At 74.2% G+C, this 16,026-nt stretch carries 12 protein-coding genes and 1 pseudogene; 5 read left to right on the forward strand and 8 right to left on the reverse strand.

Going from position 1 to position 16,026, the window contains the following annotated elements; all coding sequences use genetic code 11:
- Nucleotides 1-23: 23 nt before the first annotated feature.
- The 5 genes from NX794_RS00125 to NX794_RS00145 form a co-directional block, all read right to left on the reverse strand.
- The gene (locus tag NX794_RS00125; protein ID WP_258775830.1) at nt 24-1,019 is read right to left on the reverse strand and encodes an FAD binding domain-containing protein; all 996 of its coding nucleotides are present in this window, start codon (nt 1,017-1,019) and stop codon (nt 24-26) included.
- Entirely contained in the window at nt 1,016-1,555 is a 540-nt protein-coding gene (locus NX794_RS00130; protein ID WP_258775831.1) for a 2Fe-2S iron-sulfur cluster-binding protein, read from the reverse strand. The genes NX794_RS00125 and NX794_RS00130 overlap by 4 nt, the downstream gene beginning before the upstream one ends.
- 72 nt (nt 1,556-1,627) lie before the next feature.
- The gene (locus NX794_RS00135; protein WP_258775832.1) at nt 1,628-2,488 is read right to left on the reverse strand and encodes an SCO4651 family lipoprotein; all 861 of its coding nucleotides are present in this window, start codon (nt 2,486-2,488) and stop codon (nt 1,628-1,630) included.
- Nucleotides 2,489-2,633: 145 nt separating this feature from the next.
- Nucleotides 2,634-3,995 (reverse strand): ricin-type beta-trefoil lectin domain protein, encoded by a 1,362-nt coding sequence (locus NX794_RS00140; protein WP_258775833.1) that lies wholly within the window; start codon nt 3,993-3,995, stop codon nt 2,634-2,636.
- Nucleotides 3,996-4,169: 174 nt separating this feature from the next.
- A complete protein-coding gene (locus tag NX794_RS00145) occupies nt 4,170-6,053 on the reverse strand; it encodes an ABC transporter ATP-binding protein (RefSeq protein WP_258775834.1) in 1,884 nt (627 codons plus the stop codon).
- A 162-nt stretch (nt 6,054-6,215) separates the two neighbouring features.
- Between NX794_RS00145 and NX794_RS00150 the strand changes: the two genes are divergently transcribed.
- Nucleotides 6,216-7,181: a lysylphosphatidylglycerol synthase transmembrane domain-containing protein gene (locus tag NX794_RS00150; protein ID WP_258775835.1), complete on the forward strand. Its 966-nt coding sequence runs from the start codon at nt 6,216-6,218 to the stop codon at nt 7,179-7,181.
- 64 nt (nt 7,182-7,245) lie between these two features.
- Nucleotides 7,246-8,010, forward strand: coding sequence for a crotonase/enoyl-CoA hydratase family protein (locus NX794_RS00155; protein ID WP_258775836.1), 765 nt, complete (start codon nt 7,246-7,248; stop codon nt 8,008-8,010).
- 79 nt (nt 8,011-8,089) lie between these two features.
- Here the strand turns inward: NX794_RS00155 and NX794_RS00160 are convergent.
- The 3 genes and pseudogenes from NX794_RS00160 to NX794_RS00170 all read right to left on the reverse strand — a co-directional run.
- Nucleotides 8,090-9,010, reverse strand: a pseudogene (locus tag NX794_RS00160) (NAD(P)/FAD-dependent oxidoreductase); the annotation flags it as partial.
- On the reverse strand, nt 9,000-10,412 hold the full coding sequence (locus NX794_RS00165) for an FAD-dependent oxidoreductase (protein ID WP_258775837.1): 1,413 nt from the start codon (nt 10,410-10,412) through the stop codon (nt 9,000-9,002). The gene NX794_RS00165 and the pseudogene NX794_RS00160, both read right to left, overlap by 11 nt.
- Complete coding sequence (locus NX794_RS00170; RefSeq protein ID WP_258775838.1) at nt 10,409-11,839, reverse strand: FGGY family carbohydrate kinase; 1,431 nt, start codon at nt 11,837-11,839, stop codon at nt 10,409-10,411. The genes NX794_RS00165 and NX794_RS00170 overlap by 4 nt, the downstream gene beginning before the upstream one ends.
- A 260-nt stretch (nt 11,840-12,099) precedes the next feature.
- Here NX794_RS00170 and NX794_RS00175 point away from each other — a divergent pair, with 260 nt between their 5' ends.
- From NX794_RS00175 to NX794_RS00185, 3 genes are all read left to right on the forward strand, one after another.
- Nucleotides 12,100-13,092 (forward strand): hypothetical protein, encoded by a 993-nt coding sequence (locus tag NX794_RS00175; protein WP_258775839.1) that lies wholly within the window; start codon nt 12,100-12,102, stop codon nt 13,090-13,092.
- Between the two features lie 72 nt (nt 13,093-13,164).
- Nucleotides 13,165-14,697 (forward strand): amino acid permease, encoded by a 1,533-nt coding sequence (locus tag NX794_RS00180; protein ID WP_258775841.1) that lies wholly within the window; start codon nt 13,165-13,167, stop codon nt 14,695-14,697.
- 187 nt (nt 14,698-14,884) lie between these two features.
- The gene (locus NX794_RS00185; RefSeq protein WP_258775842.1) at nt 14,885-15,970 is read left to right on the forward strand and encodes a mechanosensitive ion channel family protein; all 1,086 of its coding nucleotides are present in this window, start codon (nt 14,885-14,887) and stop codon (nt 15,968-15,970) included.
- Nucleotides 15,971-16,026 lie beyond the last annotated feature (56 nt).

The raw sequence follows: 16,026 nt of genomic DNA on the forward strand, positions 1-16,026 counted from the left end.
GGGGCGCGATCCGGTGCGGGCCGTCAGACGCCCGCCGGTGCCGGGGCCAGGCGGCCGAGGACGTCCAGGGCCAGGTTGCGGGCCAGCGGGACCTTGAAGGCGTTGTCCCGCAGGGGCTCGGCGTGCGCGAGTTCGAGGGCGACGGCGCCCTCGAACGCCGCCGGTCCGGCGGGCGCGCCCAGCAGGGCCAGCTCGGTGTGCCGGGCCCGCCAGGGCCGGTGCGCGAGCCCGCCGAAGGCCACCGCGACCTGGTCGACCACACCGTCCGCGACGCGGAGCACGACGGCCACGGAGGCGAGGGCGAAGGCGTACGACGCCCGGTCCCGGGCCTTGCGGTAGGCGGACGGGACGCCGGCGGTGGTGGCCGGCAGCAGCACACCGGTGATCAGTTCGCCGGGGCGCATCCAGGTGTCCCGCTCGGGGTGCTCGCCCGGCAGCCGGTGGAAGTCGGTCACCGGCAGCTTCCGGGCGCCCTCGGGGCCGTACAGCTCGACCTGCGCGTCCAGGGCGGCCAGGGCGACGGCCATGTCGGAGGGGTGGGTCGCGACGCACTGCTCGGAGTGGCCGAGGACGGCGTGGTCGCGGTGCACCCCCTCGCGGGCGCCGCAGCCGCTGCCGGGCGCCCGTTTGTTGCAGGGTTTGCCGAGGTCCTGGAAGTAGGGGCAGCGGGTGCGCTGGAGCAGGTTGCCGCCGGTGGTGGCGGCGTTGCGGAGCTGTCCGGAGGCGCCCGCCAGGAGGGCCTGGGAGAGGGCGGGCCAGCGGTCGCGGACCCGGGGGTCGGCGGCGAGGTCGCTGTTGCGGACGGTGGCGCCGACGCGTACGGAGCCGTCGGGCCGCTCCTCGATGGTGTCCAGCGGCAGCCGGCCGACGTCGATGAGGGCGGTGGGCCGGGCGACGCCGAGTTTCATCAGGTCCACGAGGTTGGTGCCGCCGGCCAGATAGGCGGCGCCGGGGTGGGCGGCGTAGGCGTCGACGGCCTCCTGGACGCCGGTGGGCCTGAGGTAGGCGAAGCCGTTCACTCGATCACGTCCTCGACCGCCTCGACGATGCGGGGGTAGGCGCCGCAGCGGCACAGGTTGCCGCTCAGGCGCTCGCGGATCTCGGCCCGGTCCAGGGCGACGGGACTGCCGGAGGGGGCCGCCGGGTCCGTGACGTGGGAGGGGTGGCCGGCCGCGGCCTCGGCGAGCATGCCGACGGCGGAGCAGAGCTGGCCCGGGGTGCAGTAACCGCACTGGAAGGCGTCCCGGTCGAGGAAGGCCCGCTGGAGCGGGTGCGGCTCCTCGCCGTCACCGCCGAGGCCCTCCACGGTGGTGACCTCGCTGCCGTCGAGGGTGACGGCGAGCAGCAGGCAGCTGTTGAGGCGGCGGCCGTCGACCAGCACGGTGCAGGCCCCGCACTGGCCGTGGTCGCAGCCCTTCTTGGACCCGGTCAGGTCCAGGTCCTCGCGCAGCAGGTCCAGCAGGACGCGCCGGTGGTCGACGTCCAGGGTGACGGGCTTGCCGTTCACCCGCAGGTGGACCTCGGAGTGGTGGCCGGGCTGATGTGCGCTGGTCATGGCACCGCGGACCTTCCGGACGTCTCGGTTCCGTGCCCTCTCGCGTATCCAGACCCGGCCGGATCACACGTCTCAGCTGTCGGCGGCGCCGGCCTTGGCCACCTTGTCGGTGACGTCGGCGGTGTCCTTGGCGGGCGGCGCCGTGACGTCCACGTCGGTGCCGAAGTCCGTGAAGCGGAGCATGGTCGTGCTGGTCACGGCGGTGTTCTCCTTGCCGGGGGTGCGCTGCTTGAGCGGGCGCAGGGTGAGCCGGACGCTCTCCTGGCGCAGCCGGCCCTTGTCGTCGAGCCACAGCTCGACCGGCAGCGAGGACTTCCCGAGCTGGCGGCGCAGTTCCTGTGCCTTGCCGGCGTCGCCCTGGGCGAGGGCGGAGACGGGGACGGAGACGCGGTAGTGGGTGGTCCTGGTGCCGTCGAGGGTCTGGGTGCCGAGCCGGGTGACGTCGTCGGAGTCGATGCCCTTGAGGTAGCGCACCGGCTCGGCCGGGTCGCTGACCTGGGACTGCCCGGACCGGTTCTGCTTCGCGAGCCGGGCCAGGTCGATCTTGGTCCAGATCTTGCCGCCGGGGACGCTGCCGCGCTGCTTGCCGGTCGGCTTCTGGTAGACGACGCCGTCGAGGACGCGCTGCTCGACGGTGGTGCCGGCGGAGGTGATCGTGACCTTGCTGGTGCCGTCCTCCAGGTCGGCCACGCCCTTGCCGTCGGCGGTGAGGGTCCGGCCCTCGGCGGTGACCTCGGTGCTGACGGTCATCCGGGCGGATTCGGCGGCCGTCGTCCTGCGGTAGGCGTCCTGGACGGCCCGGACGGGCGGGGTCGCGCTCGGCCGCGCCTGCGCGTCCCCGCTCTTGCCGGAGCCGTCCTCGCTGCCGCAGCCGGTGAGCCCGGCGGCGAGGAGGAGGACGGCGACGGCACTTCCGATCTGGGCTTTCGACACGGTGGGGTCTCCTGGCAACGCGGGTCGTTTTACAGGTACTTGACCCGACGCCGGTTTCCCCGTCCGCTGCGTCTCACGCCCGCGGGTTCACGGACGGCGGACCGGATCGGCCACGTTTCCGGCGGAGTTGTCAGGTGAGGGGGGTTCAGCCGGTGTAGGCGGCGAGGACGCGGGTGTAGTCCCAGGCGTTCTGGGAGACGCCGGAGCAGCTGTCGGCGGGGCCGCCGGTGCACGGCCGGTCGCGGTTGGCGGACCAGAAGGTGAGCCGGGCCAGGTGGTGCTGGCGGGCGTAGGCGAGGATGGTCCGGAAGTCGTCGACGGTGACCGTCTCGTTGTCGTCGGTGACGCCGTTCATGGACGAGATGCCCATGTCCCGGTAGGCTTGGTCGTCGCTGTAGTGGTACGCGTTCTTCAGCGCGGACTTCAGGCCCTCGGCGGCCCTGGTGGTGAGGCTGCCCATGTTCTGGCCGGCGCCGCCGAAGTCGAACGGCATGATCGCCCAGGCGTCCACGGTCAGTCCGGAGGACGCGGCCCGGTTGATGAGGCTGGTGTCGGGGCCGCTCTGGCCGGTGCCGATGGTGATGTACACCTTCAGGCCGGGGTTGTTCGCCTTGACCGTCTTCAGGGCGTCCACGGTGCGCTGTTGCACGGTGGGGTTGCCGTAGGCGTCGGCCTCGATGTCGATGTCGATGGCCTTGAGGCCGTAGGCGTTGATCACCTTCTGGTAGGCGCCGGCGAGTTCGCCCGCGCTGGAGCAGGAACTCTCCAGCTTGTTGCCGCTGTAGCCGCCGAACGACGGGATGACGTCACCGCCGTTCGCGCGGACGGCGGTGACGGTCCCCTGGTCGACGCCGCCGGGCAGCGGGCGGCTGCCGTCCCACTGCGGGTTGCAGTAGCCGCCCGACAGCACGAAGGCGAGCGTGAACCACTTCACGCCGGTGGCCTGGGTGATGGTGCTCGGGCTCGGCGGGCTGCCCCAGCCGTTGTACAGGTACGGCGCGACGGCCATCGGCGTCGAGGTGCCGCCGCCGCTGTCGCCGGGGGCGGGCGCGGTCCACTTCTGGTTGGCCGAGCCGGTGCAGGTCCAGATCTGGGCACGGGTGCCGTTGGCGGAGCTGTTGCCGGTGGCGTCCAGGCACTTGTCCGCCTGCGGGTTGACGAGGTCGTGGGCGGCGCTGAGGGTCCACTTCTGGTTGGCGCCGCCGGTACAGGTCCACAGCTGGGCCTTGGCGCCGTCGGCGGTCGCGTTGCCGGTGACGTCGAGGCACTTGCCGAGGGCGCGCAGGGTGCCGTCGCTGCCGGCGGTCCACTGCTGGGCGGCGGTGCCGTTGCAGTCGTAGAGCTGGACGGCGGTGCCGTCGGCGGAGCTGGCGCCGGCGACGTCGAGGCACTTGCCGCCGATGCCGGTGACGGTGCCGGTGGCGGCGTGGGCGGGAGCGGCGGTGAGCAGGCCGGTGGCGAGCAAGAGGGCGGCGAGGGACACGGCTGCGGGGAGCGGTCTGGCCATGCGGGAGGCGGCCTTTCGGGTGGGGGTGCCCGGAGGGCGCCCAACACGGGGGGACGGTTGGGGCGTTGAGCGCGTCCGGCGCCTTTGTTCAAGGCGTGAAGTTAAAGGTCCGGACCACCGGAGTCAAGAGGTGGGACGGCGGTCACGGACGTGGACGCGCGCTCCGGGCTCCGGTCAGACCGCCGGCACCTCGTCGTCCCGCCCGGCGAACTGGGTGCGGTGGAGTTCCGCGTACCGGCCGCCCGCCGCGAGCAACTCCCCGTGCGTGCCACGCTCCACGATCCGGCCCGCCTCCAGGACCAGGATCAGGTCGGCCGCCCGCACGGTGGACAGCCGGTGGGCGATCACCAGGGCGGTGCGGTCCGCCAGCGCCTCGGTGAGCGCCTCCTGGACGGCCGCCTCCGAGGTGTTGTCCAGGTGGGCGGTGGCCTCGTCCAGGATGACCACCCGCTGCCGGGCCAGCAGCAGCCGGGCGAGGGTCATCCGCTGGCGCTCACCGCCGGAGAGCCGGTAGCCGCGCTCGCCGACGACCGTGTCCAGGCCGTCGGGCAGCGACCGTACGACCTCGGCGAGCCGGGCCCGGCCGAGGGCGTCCCACAGTTCCTCGTCGGTGGCCTCGGGACGGGCGAGCAGCAGGTTGGCGCGGACGGTGTCGTGGAAGAGGTGGCCGTCCTGGGTGACCATGCCGACGGTGGCGCGCAGCGAGCCGGCGGTCAGCTCCCGGACGTCGGTGCCGCCGATCCGGACGGCGCCCGCGTCGACGTCGTACAGGCGCGGCAGCAGCTGCGCGACGGTGGACTTCCCGGCGCCGGACGAGCCGACCAGGGCGACGGTCTGTCCGGGTTCGGCGCGGAAGGAGACGCCGTGCAGGACCTCGCCGCCGCCCCGGGTGTCGAGGGCGGCGACCTCCTCCAGGGAGGCGAGGGAGACCTGGTCGGCGGCCGGGTAGCCGAAGCGGACGTCCGCGAACTCGACCGCGACCGGGCCCTCGGGCACCGCGCGGGCGTCCGGCCGGTCCTCGATGAGCGGCCTCAGGTCCAGCACCTCGAAGACCCGCTCGAAGCTGACCAGGGCGCTCATCACCTCCACCCGGGCCCCGGCGAGCGCGGTCAGCGGGGCGTAGAGCCGGGTCAGCAGCAGGGCGAGCGAGACGACGGCACCCGGCTCCAGGGTGCCGTGCAGCGCGAACCAGCCGCCGAGGCCGTAGACGAGGGCCAGCGCGAGCGCGGAGACCAGGGTGAGGGCGGTGATGAACACCGACTGGGCCGTGGCCGTGCGCACCCCGATGTCGCGGACCCGGGCGGCCCGCGCGGCGAACTCCGCCGACTCCTCCCCGGGCCGCCCGAAGAGCTTGACCAGGGTGGCGCCGGGTGCGGAGAAGCGCTCGGTCATCCGGGTGCCCATGGCCGCGTTCAGCGCCGCCGCCTCCCGCTGCATCTCGGCCATCCGGCGGCCCATCCGGCGGGCCGGCAGCACGAACACCGGCAGCAGGGCGAGCGCGAGCAGGGTGATCTGCCAGGACAGGGTGAGCATCACCGCGAGCGTGAGGACCAGGGTGACCACGTTGCCCACGACTCCGGACAGGGTGCCGGCGAAGGCCCGCTGGGCGCCGATCACGTCGTTGTTGAGACGACTGACCAGCGCGCCCGTACGAGTCCGTGTGAAGAACGCGACGGGCATGCGCTGCACATGATCGAACACAGCCGTTCTGAGGTCGAGGATGAGTCCCTCCCCGAGCGTCGCCGACAGGCGCCGTCCGAGGATGCCGAGCCCCGCCTCCGCGAGGGCCACCAGCGCGATCAGCAGGGACAGCCGGACCACGGCCGCGGAGTCGTGTCCCGCCACGATCGCGTCGACGACCCGCCCGGCCAGCACGGGGGTGGCGACGGCGAGCAGGGCCGTGACCACCCCCAGCAGGACGAACCGGACGATGCCGGCGCGGTGCGGCCGGGCGAAGGCGGCGATACGGCGCAGGGTGGCGCGGGCGAGGGGCCGCCGCCCGGCCTGCGCGTTCAGGACGCTGTGCAACTGCGTCCACGCGGTGGTCTCCATGCTCATGGAGCAGAACGTAGAACCTCAAGCTTCGTTGAGGTCAAGGTCCGCTCTTTTTCACCCGCACCGGTGTCCCGCCCGCCGAGGGCCCCGATGACCCCAGCCTGTAAGCCGCCGTGTCCGCTCCCGCCATCCGCCGTTGACGCGGCGCGGCGACCCTCTGCTGATGTGACCGCCGTCCCGCTTCCTCCGCTGCCCCGTGGGCGCCGTGTCCCGGTCCGCCGGGTGCTGTGCCTGGTCCCGCTCGTGCTCGTGGCGGTGACCGCCGTACGGCACCGCCCGGTGCTCGCCGAGGGCTTCGGCCACCTGCGCTCCGCGTCCCCGCCGTGGCTGTGCGCGGCGGCCGGCGCGACCTGTCTGACCTGGGTGGCCGCCGCGTTCACCCGGCAGGGCGCGGTGCTGCAACCGCTGCCCCGGGCACGCCTGTTGGCCACCCAGTTCGCGGCCGGCGCGGCCAACCACCTGCTGCCGACCGGGCTCGGCGCGAGCGCGGTGAACCTGCGTTTCATGCGGGTGTGCGGGGTACCGCCGGCCCGTTCCTCGGCCGCCCTCGCCCTGTATCTGCTGGCCGAGTGCGTGGGCCGGCTCGCCCTGCTGGCGGGTCTGCTCCTCGCCTTCCCGGACGCGCTGCGGCCGGGCCCCCTGCTGCCGGACGGCTCGGTGCTCCCGCTGCTGCTCGGCGTGGCCGCCGTCCTGCTCGCGGCGGCGGCCGCCCTGCTCCTGGTACGACCGCTGCGCAGCCGCCTGTCGGCCTTCGCGCGGGAGGCGCTCGACGAGGCGCGCTCGGTGCACACCCGGCCGTCCCGCGCGCTCGCCCTGTGGGGCGGCTCGCTGGCCTTCCCCGCGCTCCAGGCGGCCGGACTCGCCGCCGTGGGGCAGGCGTTGCGGCTGCCGGTGCCGGCCGCGCACATGGCGCTGGCGTATCTCGCGGCGACGGTCGCGGTCGCCCTGGTGCCGACCCCGGGCGGGATCGGCTCGGTGGAGGCGGCGCTCGTGGTGGCGCTGGTCGCGGTGGGCGGTCCGGCCGCGGTGGCCACGGCGGTGGTGCTGGCCTACCGGATCATCACGGTGTGGGTGCCGCTGGTGCCGGGTGCGCTGACGCTGGGGGCGCTGGTGCGGCTGAAGGTCATCTGAGGCACAGTGGCCCTCCGAGCCGTGTCGAGCCGCGTCCGAGCCGCATTCGCCGAGGGGAGCCACCGTGCCGGTCCGCGTGGAACGCGAGGGGTACGTCACCACCGTCGTCCTGTCCCGGCCGGAGGCCCGCAACGCGGTGGACGGCCCCACGGCCGCCGAACTCGCCGCCGCCTTCCGGGCGTTCGAGGCGGACGACGGCGCCCGGGTGGCGGTGCTGTGGGGCGAGGGCGGCACCTTCTGCGCGGGCGCCGACCTGAAGGCGATCGGCACCGGGCGCGGCAACCGGGTGGCGCGGGACGGGGACGGTCCGATGGGTCCGACCCGGATGCGGCTGTCCAAGCCGGTGATCGCCGCGGTGGCCGGACACGCGGTCGCCGGCGGCCTGGAACTCGCCCTGTGGTGCGATCTGCGGGTGGCCGAGGAGACGGCCGTGTTCGGGGTGTTCTGCCGGCGCTGGGGAGTGCCCCTGATCGACGGCGGCACGGTACGGCTGCCCCGGCTGATCGGCAGCGGCAGGGCGATGGACATGATCCTGACCGGCCGCCCGGTTCCGGCCCGCGAGGCGTACGACATCGGCCTCGCCAACCGCCTGGTACCGCCCGGCCGTGCCCGTGCCGAGGCGGAGGAACTGGCCGCGAGCCTCGCCCGGCTCCCCCAGGCCTGCCTGCGCAGCGACCGCGCGTCACTGCTGGACCAGGAGGGTCTGGACGAGGAGACGGCGATGCGCCACGAACTCCGGTACGGGGTGGATGTGTTGGCGGAGGGCGTGGAGGGGGCGGGCCGGTTCGCTGCGGGGGCCGGGCGGCACGGGTCCTCCTCGGATGTGTGAGCACCCTCCGGGGCCCACTCGGACCTGTGAGCGCCCTCCGCCGGCCAGTCCCGCACGGGCCCTACTCGGACCTGTGAGCGCCCTCCGCCAGCCACTCCAGCACCATGTCGGCCGCGCGGCTGCCGTCCCGGGCGGCCTCCTCCGCCCTGCCGTCCGGGTGGGTGAGGCCCCCGGCGGCGAAGACGCCCGGCCGTGAGGTCCGTGCCCCCGGGGCCGGTGTGATGCCGCCCAGGCGGGCGAGTTCGTCCTCGGGCAGGAACTCGCCGGTGAAGACGACCGTGTCGCAGGGCAGCACGCTCCCCTCGCCGTCCCGGTGGCGGACACGGACGCCGGACAGCCGCCCCTGTCCGAGCAGTTCGGTGACGGTCGTTCCCGTCAGCAGCGGGGTGCCCGACCTGGCGCAGGCGCGCGTGGCCTCCGTGACCAGGGCGACGACCTCGGTACCGGACGCGCGCAGGGTGTCCGCCGCCGTGTACGCCACCTCCTCGGCGCCCACCACGACCGCGCGGGTGCCGACGGACCGGCCGAACAGGTGGACCGTCTGGAGGAGTTCACCGGTGGTGTAGACGCCCGCGGGGCGGGTGCCGGGTACCAGGCGGGCCGGGCGGGGGCGTTCGCGGACACCGGTGGCGAGGACGACCGCCCGCGCCGCGACCGTCTCCGGTCCCCGGGGCCCGACGGTGCGCAGGGCGAGACCGCCGGGTGCCCAGTCCAGCGCGGTGACGCCGGTGCGCAGGTCGGCGCCGGCGCGTTCGGCGGCCCGGGTCAGCAGGCGCGCGTACTCGGGTCCGGTCAGCGGGCGGGTCCGGGTGCCGAAACCGCCGTACCCGCAGTACGCCGGCACTCCCCCGGGCCGTACCGACCGCTCCAGCACCTCCACGCGCCCGGCACCGGCTGCGGCCAGCCGGGCGGCGGCGGTGAGTCCGGCGGGCCCGGCGCCGACGACGAGCACGTCGAGGGGGCGGGGCGCCGACCGGGCCGGCTGGTTCTCAGGTGTCATGAGCGGTCCCCTCCCGCAGCAGTTCCGCCACCCGCGCCCCGCAGTGGAAGCCCTGGCAGCGGCCGGCCCGGGCCCGGGTGCGGCGGCGCAGGCCCTCCGGGGTGCGGGGCGGGACGGTGGCGGCGAGGGCGTCGCGGATCTCGCCCCGGGAGACGCGCTCGCAGAAGCAGACGAGGTCGGCGTAGGCCGGGTCGGCGGCGACGAGTCCGGGCCGCTCGCAGGGGCGGGGGGCGGTGGCGCCGAGGTCCGGCATGGTGACCGGGGCCGGCTCCCGGACGGGGCCGAGATCGAGCCCGGTGTCGGCGAGCAGGCCGGTGACGTGCGCGGCGATGGCCATGGAGGCGGAGAGGCCGGTGGAGCGGATGGAGCCGACGGTGACGTACCGCTCGCCGGGGTGCGCGGTGATGCGGTAGTCCTCGTGTTCGGTGGCCGCGCGCAGCCCGGCGTAGACGGCGGTGACCTCCTCGTCGAGCAGGGCGGGCAGGACGCGGCGGCCCTTGTCCCGGAGCAGGGCGATGCCCTCGGCGGTGGAGTGCGTGGCGCTCTTGTCGTGCAGGTCCTCGGCGGTGGGGCCGAGCAGGACGTTGCCGTGGACGGTGGGGGCGACGAGGACGCCCTTGCCGAGCGCGGTCGGGACGGGCAGCAGGATGTGCCGGACCAGCGGGCGGGCGAGCCGGTCGTACACGAGGAGCTGGCCCCGGCGCGGGGTGACGGTGAAGTCGTCGTGGCCGAGCAGCCGGTCGAGGGTGTCGGCGCCCAGACCGGCCGCGTTGACGAGATGGCGGGCGCGCAGGGTGCCGCGCGTGGTGGTGAGCAGGTGGCCGTCGCCGTCCCGGGTGACGGTCTCGACGGCCGCTCGCAGGTGGAGGTCGGTTCCGGCGCGGACGGCCTGGGTGGCGTAGGCGAGGGTGGTGGTCCAGGGGCAGATGACACTCTCGCCGGGCACGTGCAGGGCGCCGAGCGCGCCGGGACCCAGATGGGGTTCGCGGGCGTACAGCTCACCTTGGCCCAGCATGCGGGTCTCGGTGTGTCCGTTGCGCACGGCCTTCCCTGCCAGTCGGGGCAGGGCGGCCCGTTGCTCCTCGTCCCAGGCGACGAGGAGGGCGCCGACGGCTTCGAGGGCGATGCCGGACTCGGCCGCGTAGGCCGTCAGGCGCCGGTACCCGTCCCGGACGAGGCGGGCCTCCAGGGTGCCCGGGGTGGCGTCGAAACCGGTGTGCACGATGGCGGTGTTGGCCTTGGAGGTGCCCTGTCCGACGTCGTCCCGCGCCTCCACGAGGGCGACGCGCAGCCGGGGCCGGCGGGCCAGTTCGCGGGCGAGGGCGCAGCCGACGACGCCGGCGCCGACGATCGCCACGTCGTACGGCTCCGGGGGCAGCGGTCCGTCCGCCGTGACGGTCACGGGCCGAGCAGGGCGGCGACGGCGGTGCGGAAGCCTGCGCGGCGTTCGGCGGCCTGGTCGGCCGGGATGCGGGGCTCGTACACGGCGGCGGGCTTCCCGTCGGGCAGGGCGTCCGCGACGCCGAGCGCGGGGTCGAGGCCGAGGCGGGCGAGGGCGGCGGCGCCGAGCGCGGTGGCGTCGGGCAGCGCGGACACCTCCACCGGGCGTTGCAGCAGGTCGGCCTGGGTCTGCATGAGCAGCGCGGAGCGGGTGAGGCCGCCGTCGACCCGGAGCAGGTCCAGCGGGGCGCCGAGGTCGGTGGCGGCGGCCTCGGCGAGTTCGGCGACCTGGGCGGCGATGCCCTCGCACAGGGCGCGCGCCAGGTGGCCGGGGGTGGTGTCGAGGCCGAGTCCGGTGAGGGAGCCGCGCAGGTCACCGCGCCACCAGGGGGCGGCGAGCCCGGCGAGGGCGGGTACGAAGGTGACGCCGCCGCTGTCGGGGACGGTGCCGCCGACGGAGTCGAGGTCGGCGGCACCGGACAGGACGCCGAGGTCGGTGAGCCAGCGCACGGCGGAGGCGGCCGTGTAGACCTGTCCGTCCAGGCAGTAGCTGGTGGTGCCGGCGAGCCGCCAGGCCACGCAGCTCACCAGTCCGGAGTCGCCGCGCCGGGGTCGCTCGCCGGTGTGCGCGAGCAGGAACGCGCCGGTGCCGTAGGTGCACTTGGCGGTGCCGGGTGCGGTGACGCGCTGGGCGAGCAGGGCGGCCTGCTGGTCGACGATCAGTCCGGTGAGGGGGATCTCGGGGCCGAATGCCCGGGTGGTGCCGACGACTTGGGCGCAGTCGGTCACCTCGGGGAGGGTTTCCCCGGTGAGGCCGTAGAGGTCGAGGGCGCGCGGGGACCACGTGGCGCGGTCCAGGTCGAGGAGCTGGGTGCGGCCGGCGGTGGCGGCGTCGGTGGCGTGGACGCCGGTGAGCCGGTGGACCAGCCAGGCGTCGGAGGTGCTCACGACACCCTCGCGGGTGAGGTTGCGGCGAATCCAGGCCATCTTCGGCGCGGCGAAGTAGGGGTCCAGGGGCAGGCCGGTCAACTGGCGCAGTTCCTCGCCCTGAGCTGCGAGTTCGGCGCAGACGGAGGCGGCCCGGCGGTCCTGCCACACCAGGGCGTCGGTCAGCGGGCGCCCGGTGGCCGGGTCCCAGGCGAGGACGGTCTCGCCCTGGTTGGCGAGGCCCAGCGCGACGACGCCCTCGCCCGCCTCGGCGAGTGCCTGACGGCCCGCTGCCAGCACCGAGTCGTACAGCGCGGCGGGGTCCACCTCGACCCGGCCGCCGGCCAGGTGACGCGGGCCGACCTGGGCGAACCCGGTGCCGAGCACGCCGCGTTCCGGGCAGACCACGAGGGCCTTGGTGCCGGAGGTGCCCTGGTCGACGGCGAGCACCGGCCCCGTCATCGGGTGCGCTCCGCTGCTCCGGTGGTGAAGATCACATGCCTCAGCCTGCCGTCGGCCGGCGCGGCGCGTCAAGCCGCCCTGACCAAAAGCCAACTTGCCTGTATAAATCGTTGAGTTAGCAACAATGGCAGCGCCGGAACGTCCCCCTCTATAGTGACCGCCGACCGCGCGCGACACTTTCGAACACCGCCCAGGGGAGGGCTGTTGCTACGTCACCCCGCCATCTCGCCCACGTGCCAGGGGCAGGGGGCCGACGGCTGATGGCCAGAGAAGGAGCCCGTCCCTCCTACGACCCCGCCGGCCCCGACCGCCCCCTGCGCGGCGCGCTCCAGGATCTGCGCACCGGCCGCTGGATGGCCATGCGGACCCTGCTCGCGGAGACCGGCCAGTGGTGGCTGTGGACCCAGCGCACCCAGGTGCTCGCCGCCGCGGCGGCCGGTACCGACGTGGTGCGGGCCTGGCTCGCGGAGGAGCCCGACAGCGCCCACGCGGCGGTGATGCAGGCCCGGGTCGGGGTGGAGCGCGCGCTGCGTGCCCAGCGTGAACGGCACCTGCGTACCCACGAGTTGTGGATCGAGGCGTGGGACGCCGCCCAGTCCGCCTCCCGCGTCGCCCCACAGAACCCGGTGCCCTGGGTGTGCCTGCTCGCGCTGGCCCAGTTGGACCCGGAGCAGCGCTGGGAGGAGCACCGGGCCGCGGCCCCCGAACCGCTGCTGCCGCCGGGCCCCTGGGGGCTGTTGGCGGAGGCGGGCAAGCGGGACCCGTACAACCGCGAGGCCCACCACCGGATGCTCCAGTTCCTGTACGCGCGCGGCGGCACCGGCCGGCTCGCGGAGGCCGCCGGCTACGCCCAGTGGGCCGCCGACCGCGCCCCGGCCGGCTCCGCCCTTCATGTGCTGCCGCTGTACGTCCGGGTGGAGCGCTACCGCCGGGACAGCGGGCACGACGCGGCCCTGGACCTGCACTGGGTGGCGGAGGACGCGGCACGCGAGACCCGGCACGCCCTGCACGCCTGGTTCGAGCACACCCACCGCGCCGAACGCTCCCTGCTGGACCTCAACCACCTGGCGCACGCCCTGTGGGGCTCCCACCGATTCGCGGACGCGGCACGGGTGTTCGAGGCCATCGGGCCGTACTTCACGCCCCCGCCGTGGATGTACCGCACCTCCGACCGCGACCGGGCCGTGGAAATCTTCGTCCAGGCCCGGGAGCGCTCCCGCGCGGCCTCCGACGGCTCCGGTCCGCACCCCTGAACGCACCACCACACCACCGCGACGCCGTACCGCCGCACCCCCAAGTCCCGCTGACTTCCCGGAGGTTCCCGCATGTCCCCCACCCCCGAACCGGTCCCCTCGCCCGGGCGGCACCAGCAGGACGAGGAGCAGCGTCTGCGCGAGCTGGGCTACCGGCCCGTGCTGGCCCGCCGCATGGGCGGGTTCGGCAACTTCGCGATCAGCTTCTCGGTGATCTCGATCCTGTCCGGCTGTATGACCCTGTACGGCTTCGGCCTGAACACCGGCGGCCCCGCCGTGATGCTCTGGGGCTGGGCCGGGGTCGGCCTGTTCGTGCTCTGCGTCGGCCTCGCGCTCGCCGAGGTCACCAGCGCCTACCCGACCTCCGGCGCCCTGTACTACATGGCCGACCGGCTCGGCGGCCGGCGCTGGGGCTGGTACACCGGCTGGCTGAACCTGCTCGGCCTGCTCGGCGCGATCGCCGGCATCGACTACGGCGCCGCCCTGTTCACCGGCGCGTTCGCCAACCTCCAGTGGGGCTTCGAACCGACGCCCGGCAAGACCATGCTGATCTTCTGCGCGATCCTGCTGCTGCACGCCACGCTGAACCTGTTCGGCGTCCGCCTGGTCAGCCTGCTCAACTCGGTCAGCGTGTGGTGGCACCTGGCCGGTGTCGCGCTGATCGTCGGCGCCCTGGCGATCGTCCCCGACCACCACCAGTCGGCGTCCTTCGTGTTCACGAAGTTCGTCAACGAGACCGGCTGGCACAACCCGCTGTACGTGGCGGCGATCGGCCTGCTGCTCGCGCAGTACACCTTCTCCGGATACGACGCCTCCGCGCACCTGTCCGAGGAGACCTCGCACGCCTCGGTCTCCGCCGCCAAGGGCATCGTCCGGTCCATCTGGGTGTCCTGGCTGGCCGGTTTCGTGCTGCTGGCCGGACTGACCTTCGCCATCCAGGACTACGACGCGACGCGTGCCACCGACACCGGGGTGCCGCCCGCCCAGATCCTCCTGGACGGACTCGGCACCGACGGCGCCAGCGCGCTGCTGCTGGTCGTGATCGTGGCCCAGCTCTTCTGCGGCAACGCCGAGGTCGCCGCCGCCAGCCGGATGGTGTTCGCGTTCAGCCGGGACGGCGCGCTGCCCGGCTCGCACCTGTGGCGCAAGGTCAGCAGCCGCACGCAGACCCCGGTGGCCGCCGTGTGGCTGTCGGTGACCGTCGCCTGTGCGCTCGCCCTGCCGTCCCTGTACTCCGCGACGGCGTACAACGCGGTCACCGCCATCAACGTCATCGGCATCACGCCCGCCTACGCGATCCCGGTGCTGCTGCGGCTGCGCGCGGGCGACCGCTTCCGGCCCGGCCCCTGGAACCTGGGCCGCTGGAGCCGGCCCGTCGGCTGGATCGCGGTGGTCTGGGTGGCCTGTGTGACCGTCCTGTTCTGCCTGCCGCAGGCCTCCCCGGTCACGGCCGACACGATGAACTACGCCTCGATCGCCCTCGCGGTCGTCCTCGTCCTGGCCAGCGTCTGGTGGTACGTCGCCCGCCGCTCGTACGGCACCCCGACCACGGCCGCCTACGGCAGCGACAAGGACCAGGCCGAACTGGCGGAGGGCATCGTCTGAGCCGGCCCCCGCCGGACGCCGCTCCAGGTACGAACTGGAGTGCCGGATACGGCAGGATGAGCGAGCGCGCGGGCCGTCGGTGACCGGCCGGCCGCGCGCTCGCACATCCCGGACGTCGAACAGGTGACAACGTGACGAGACTTCACATCGGGCTCCGCGCAGCCGCTCTCCGCCCCGGAGGTGACCGGTGAACCGCGCGCTGACCCTGGACGACCTCGTCCTCGCCGGGATCGCCCTGGCGGCCGGCCTGGTGCTCGCCTTCCTGTCCCGCACGCTGCTGCGCTGGCTGGCGGGGCACGCCAAGCGCACCCGCTGGAGCGGCGACGACGTCATCGTGGACGCGCTGCGCTCGGTGGTGCCCTGGGCGGCGATCGCCGGCGGGGCGGCAGCGGCGGCGGCCGTCCTGCCGCTGACCCGGGGCGTCCGGCACCACGTCGACCAGTTCCTCCAGGTCTGGCTGATCCTGGTGGTGACGGTGTCCGCGGCCCGGGTGATCGCCGGCCTGGTGCGGACGGTGACACAGTCCCGCTCCGGAGTCGCCGGCTCGGCGACCATCTTCGTCAACATCACCCGTGTCCTGGTGCTGGCGATCGGCTTCCTGGTCGTCCTGCAGACCCTCGGCGTCTCCATCGCACCCCTGCTGACCGCCCTCGGCGTCGGCGGTCTGGCCGTCGCCCTGGCCCTTCAGGACACGCTCGCCAACCTCTTCGCGGGCATCCACATCCTGGCCTCCAAGACCGTCCAGCCGGGCGACTACATCCGGCTGAGCAGCGGCGAGGAGGGCTACGTGGTGGACATCAACTGGCGCCAGACCACGGTCCGCCAGCTGTCCAACAACCTGGTGGTCATCCCCAACGGCCAGCTCGCCAAGGCCAACATGACCAACTTCACCCAGCCCGAGCAGCAGTTGACGATCCTGGTGCAGGTGGGCGTGAGCTACGACAGCGACCTCGACCACGTCGAGCGCGTCACCCTGGAGGTCATCGCCGAGACCATGCGGGAGATCACCGGCGCGGTGCCGGACCACGAACCCGCCATCCGCTTCCACACCTTCGGCGACTCCCGCATCGGCTTCACGGTGATCCTCGGCGTCGGCGAGTTCAGCGACCAGTACCGCATCAAGCACGAGTTCATCAAACGCCTGCACCGCCGCTACCGCGCGGAGAACATCCGCATCCCCTCCCCCACCCGCACGGTCGCCCTCCAGCAGGGCACGGTGGTCATCCCGCAGCAGCGCACGGCCCAGGACCCGTCCCCCTCTCCCGCGGAGTAGCCCGCCCCGGCCGGCAGTGGCCAGGCATCACCTCGGACGGGTTCGCCGTGCCCGGG

Source organism: Streptomyces pyxinicus, from assembly GCF_024753135.1.
Classification (GTDB): Bacteria; Actinomycetota; Actinomycetes; order Streptomycetales; family Streptomycetaceae; genus Streptomyces; species Streptomyces pyxinicus.

Coding starts and splice junctions, on each gene's coding strand:
- NX794_RS00145 (WP_258775834.1), bottom strand. CDS start 6,053: ATGAGCATGGAGACCACCGCGTGGACGCAGTTGCACAGCGTCCTGAAC.
- NX794_RS00140 (WP_258775833.1), bottom strand. CDS start 3,995: ATGGCCAGACCGCTCCCCGCAGCCGTGTCCCTCGCCGCCCTCTTGCTC.
- NX794_RS00175 (WP_258775839.1), top strand. CDS start 12,100: ATGGCCAGAGAAGGAGCCCGTCCCTCCTACGACCCCGCCGGCCCCGAC.
- NX794_RS00180 (WP_258775841.1), top strand. CDS start 13,165: ATGTCCCCCACCCCCGAACCGGTCCCCTCGCCCGGGCGGCACCAGCAG.
- NX794_RS00170 (WP_258775838.1), bottom strand. CDS start 11,839: ATGACGGGGCCGGTGCTCGCCGTCGACCAGGGCACCTCCGGCACCAAG.
- NX794_RS00130 (WP_258775831.1), bottom strand. CDS start 1,555: ATGACCAGCGCACATCAGCCCGGCCACCACTCCGAGGTCCACCTGCGG.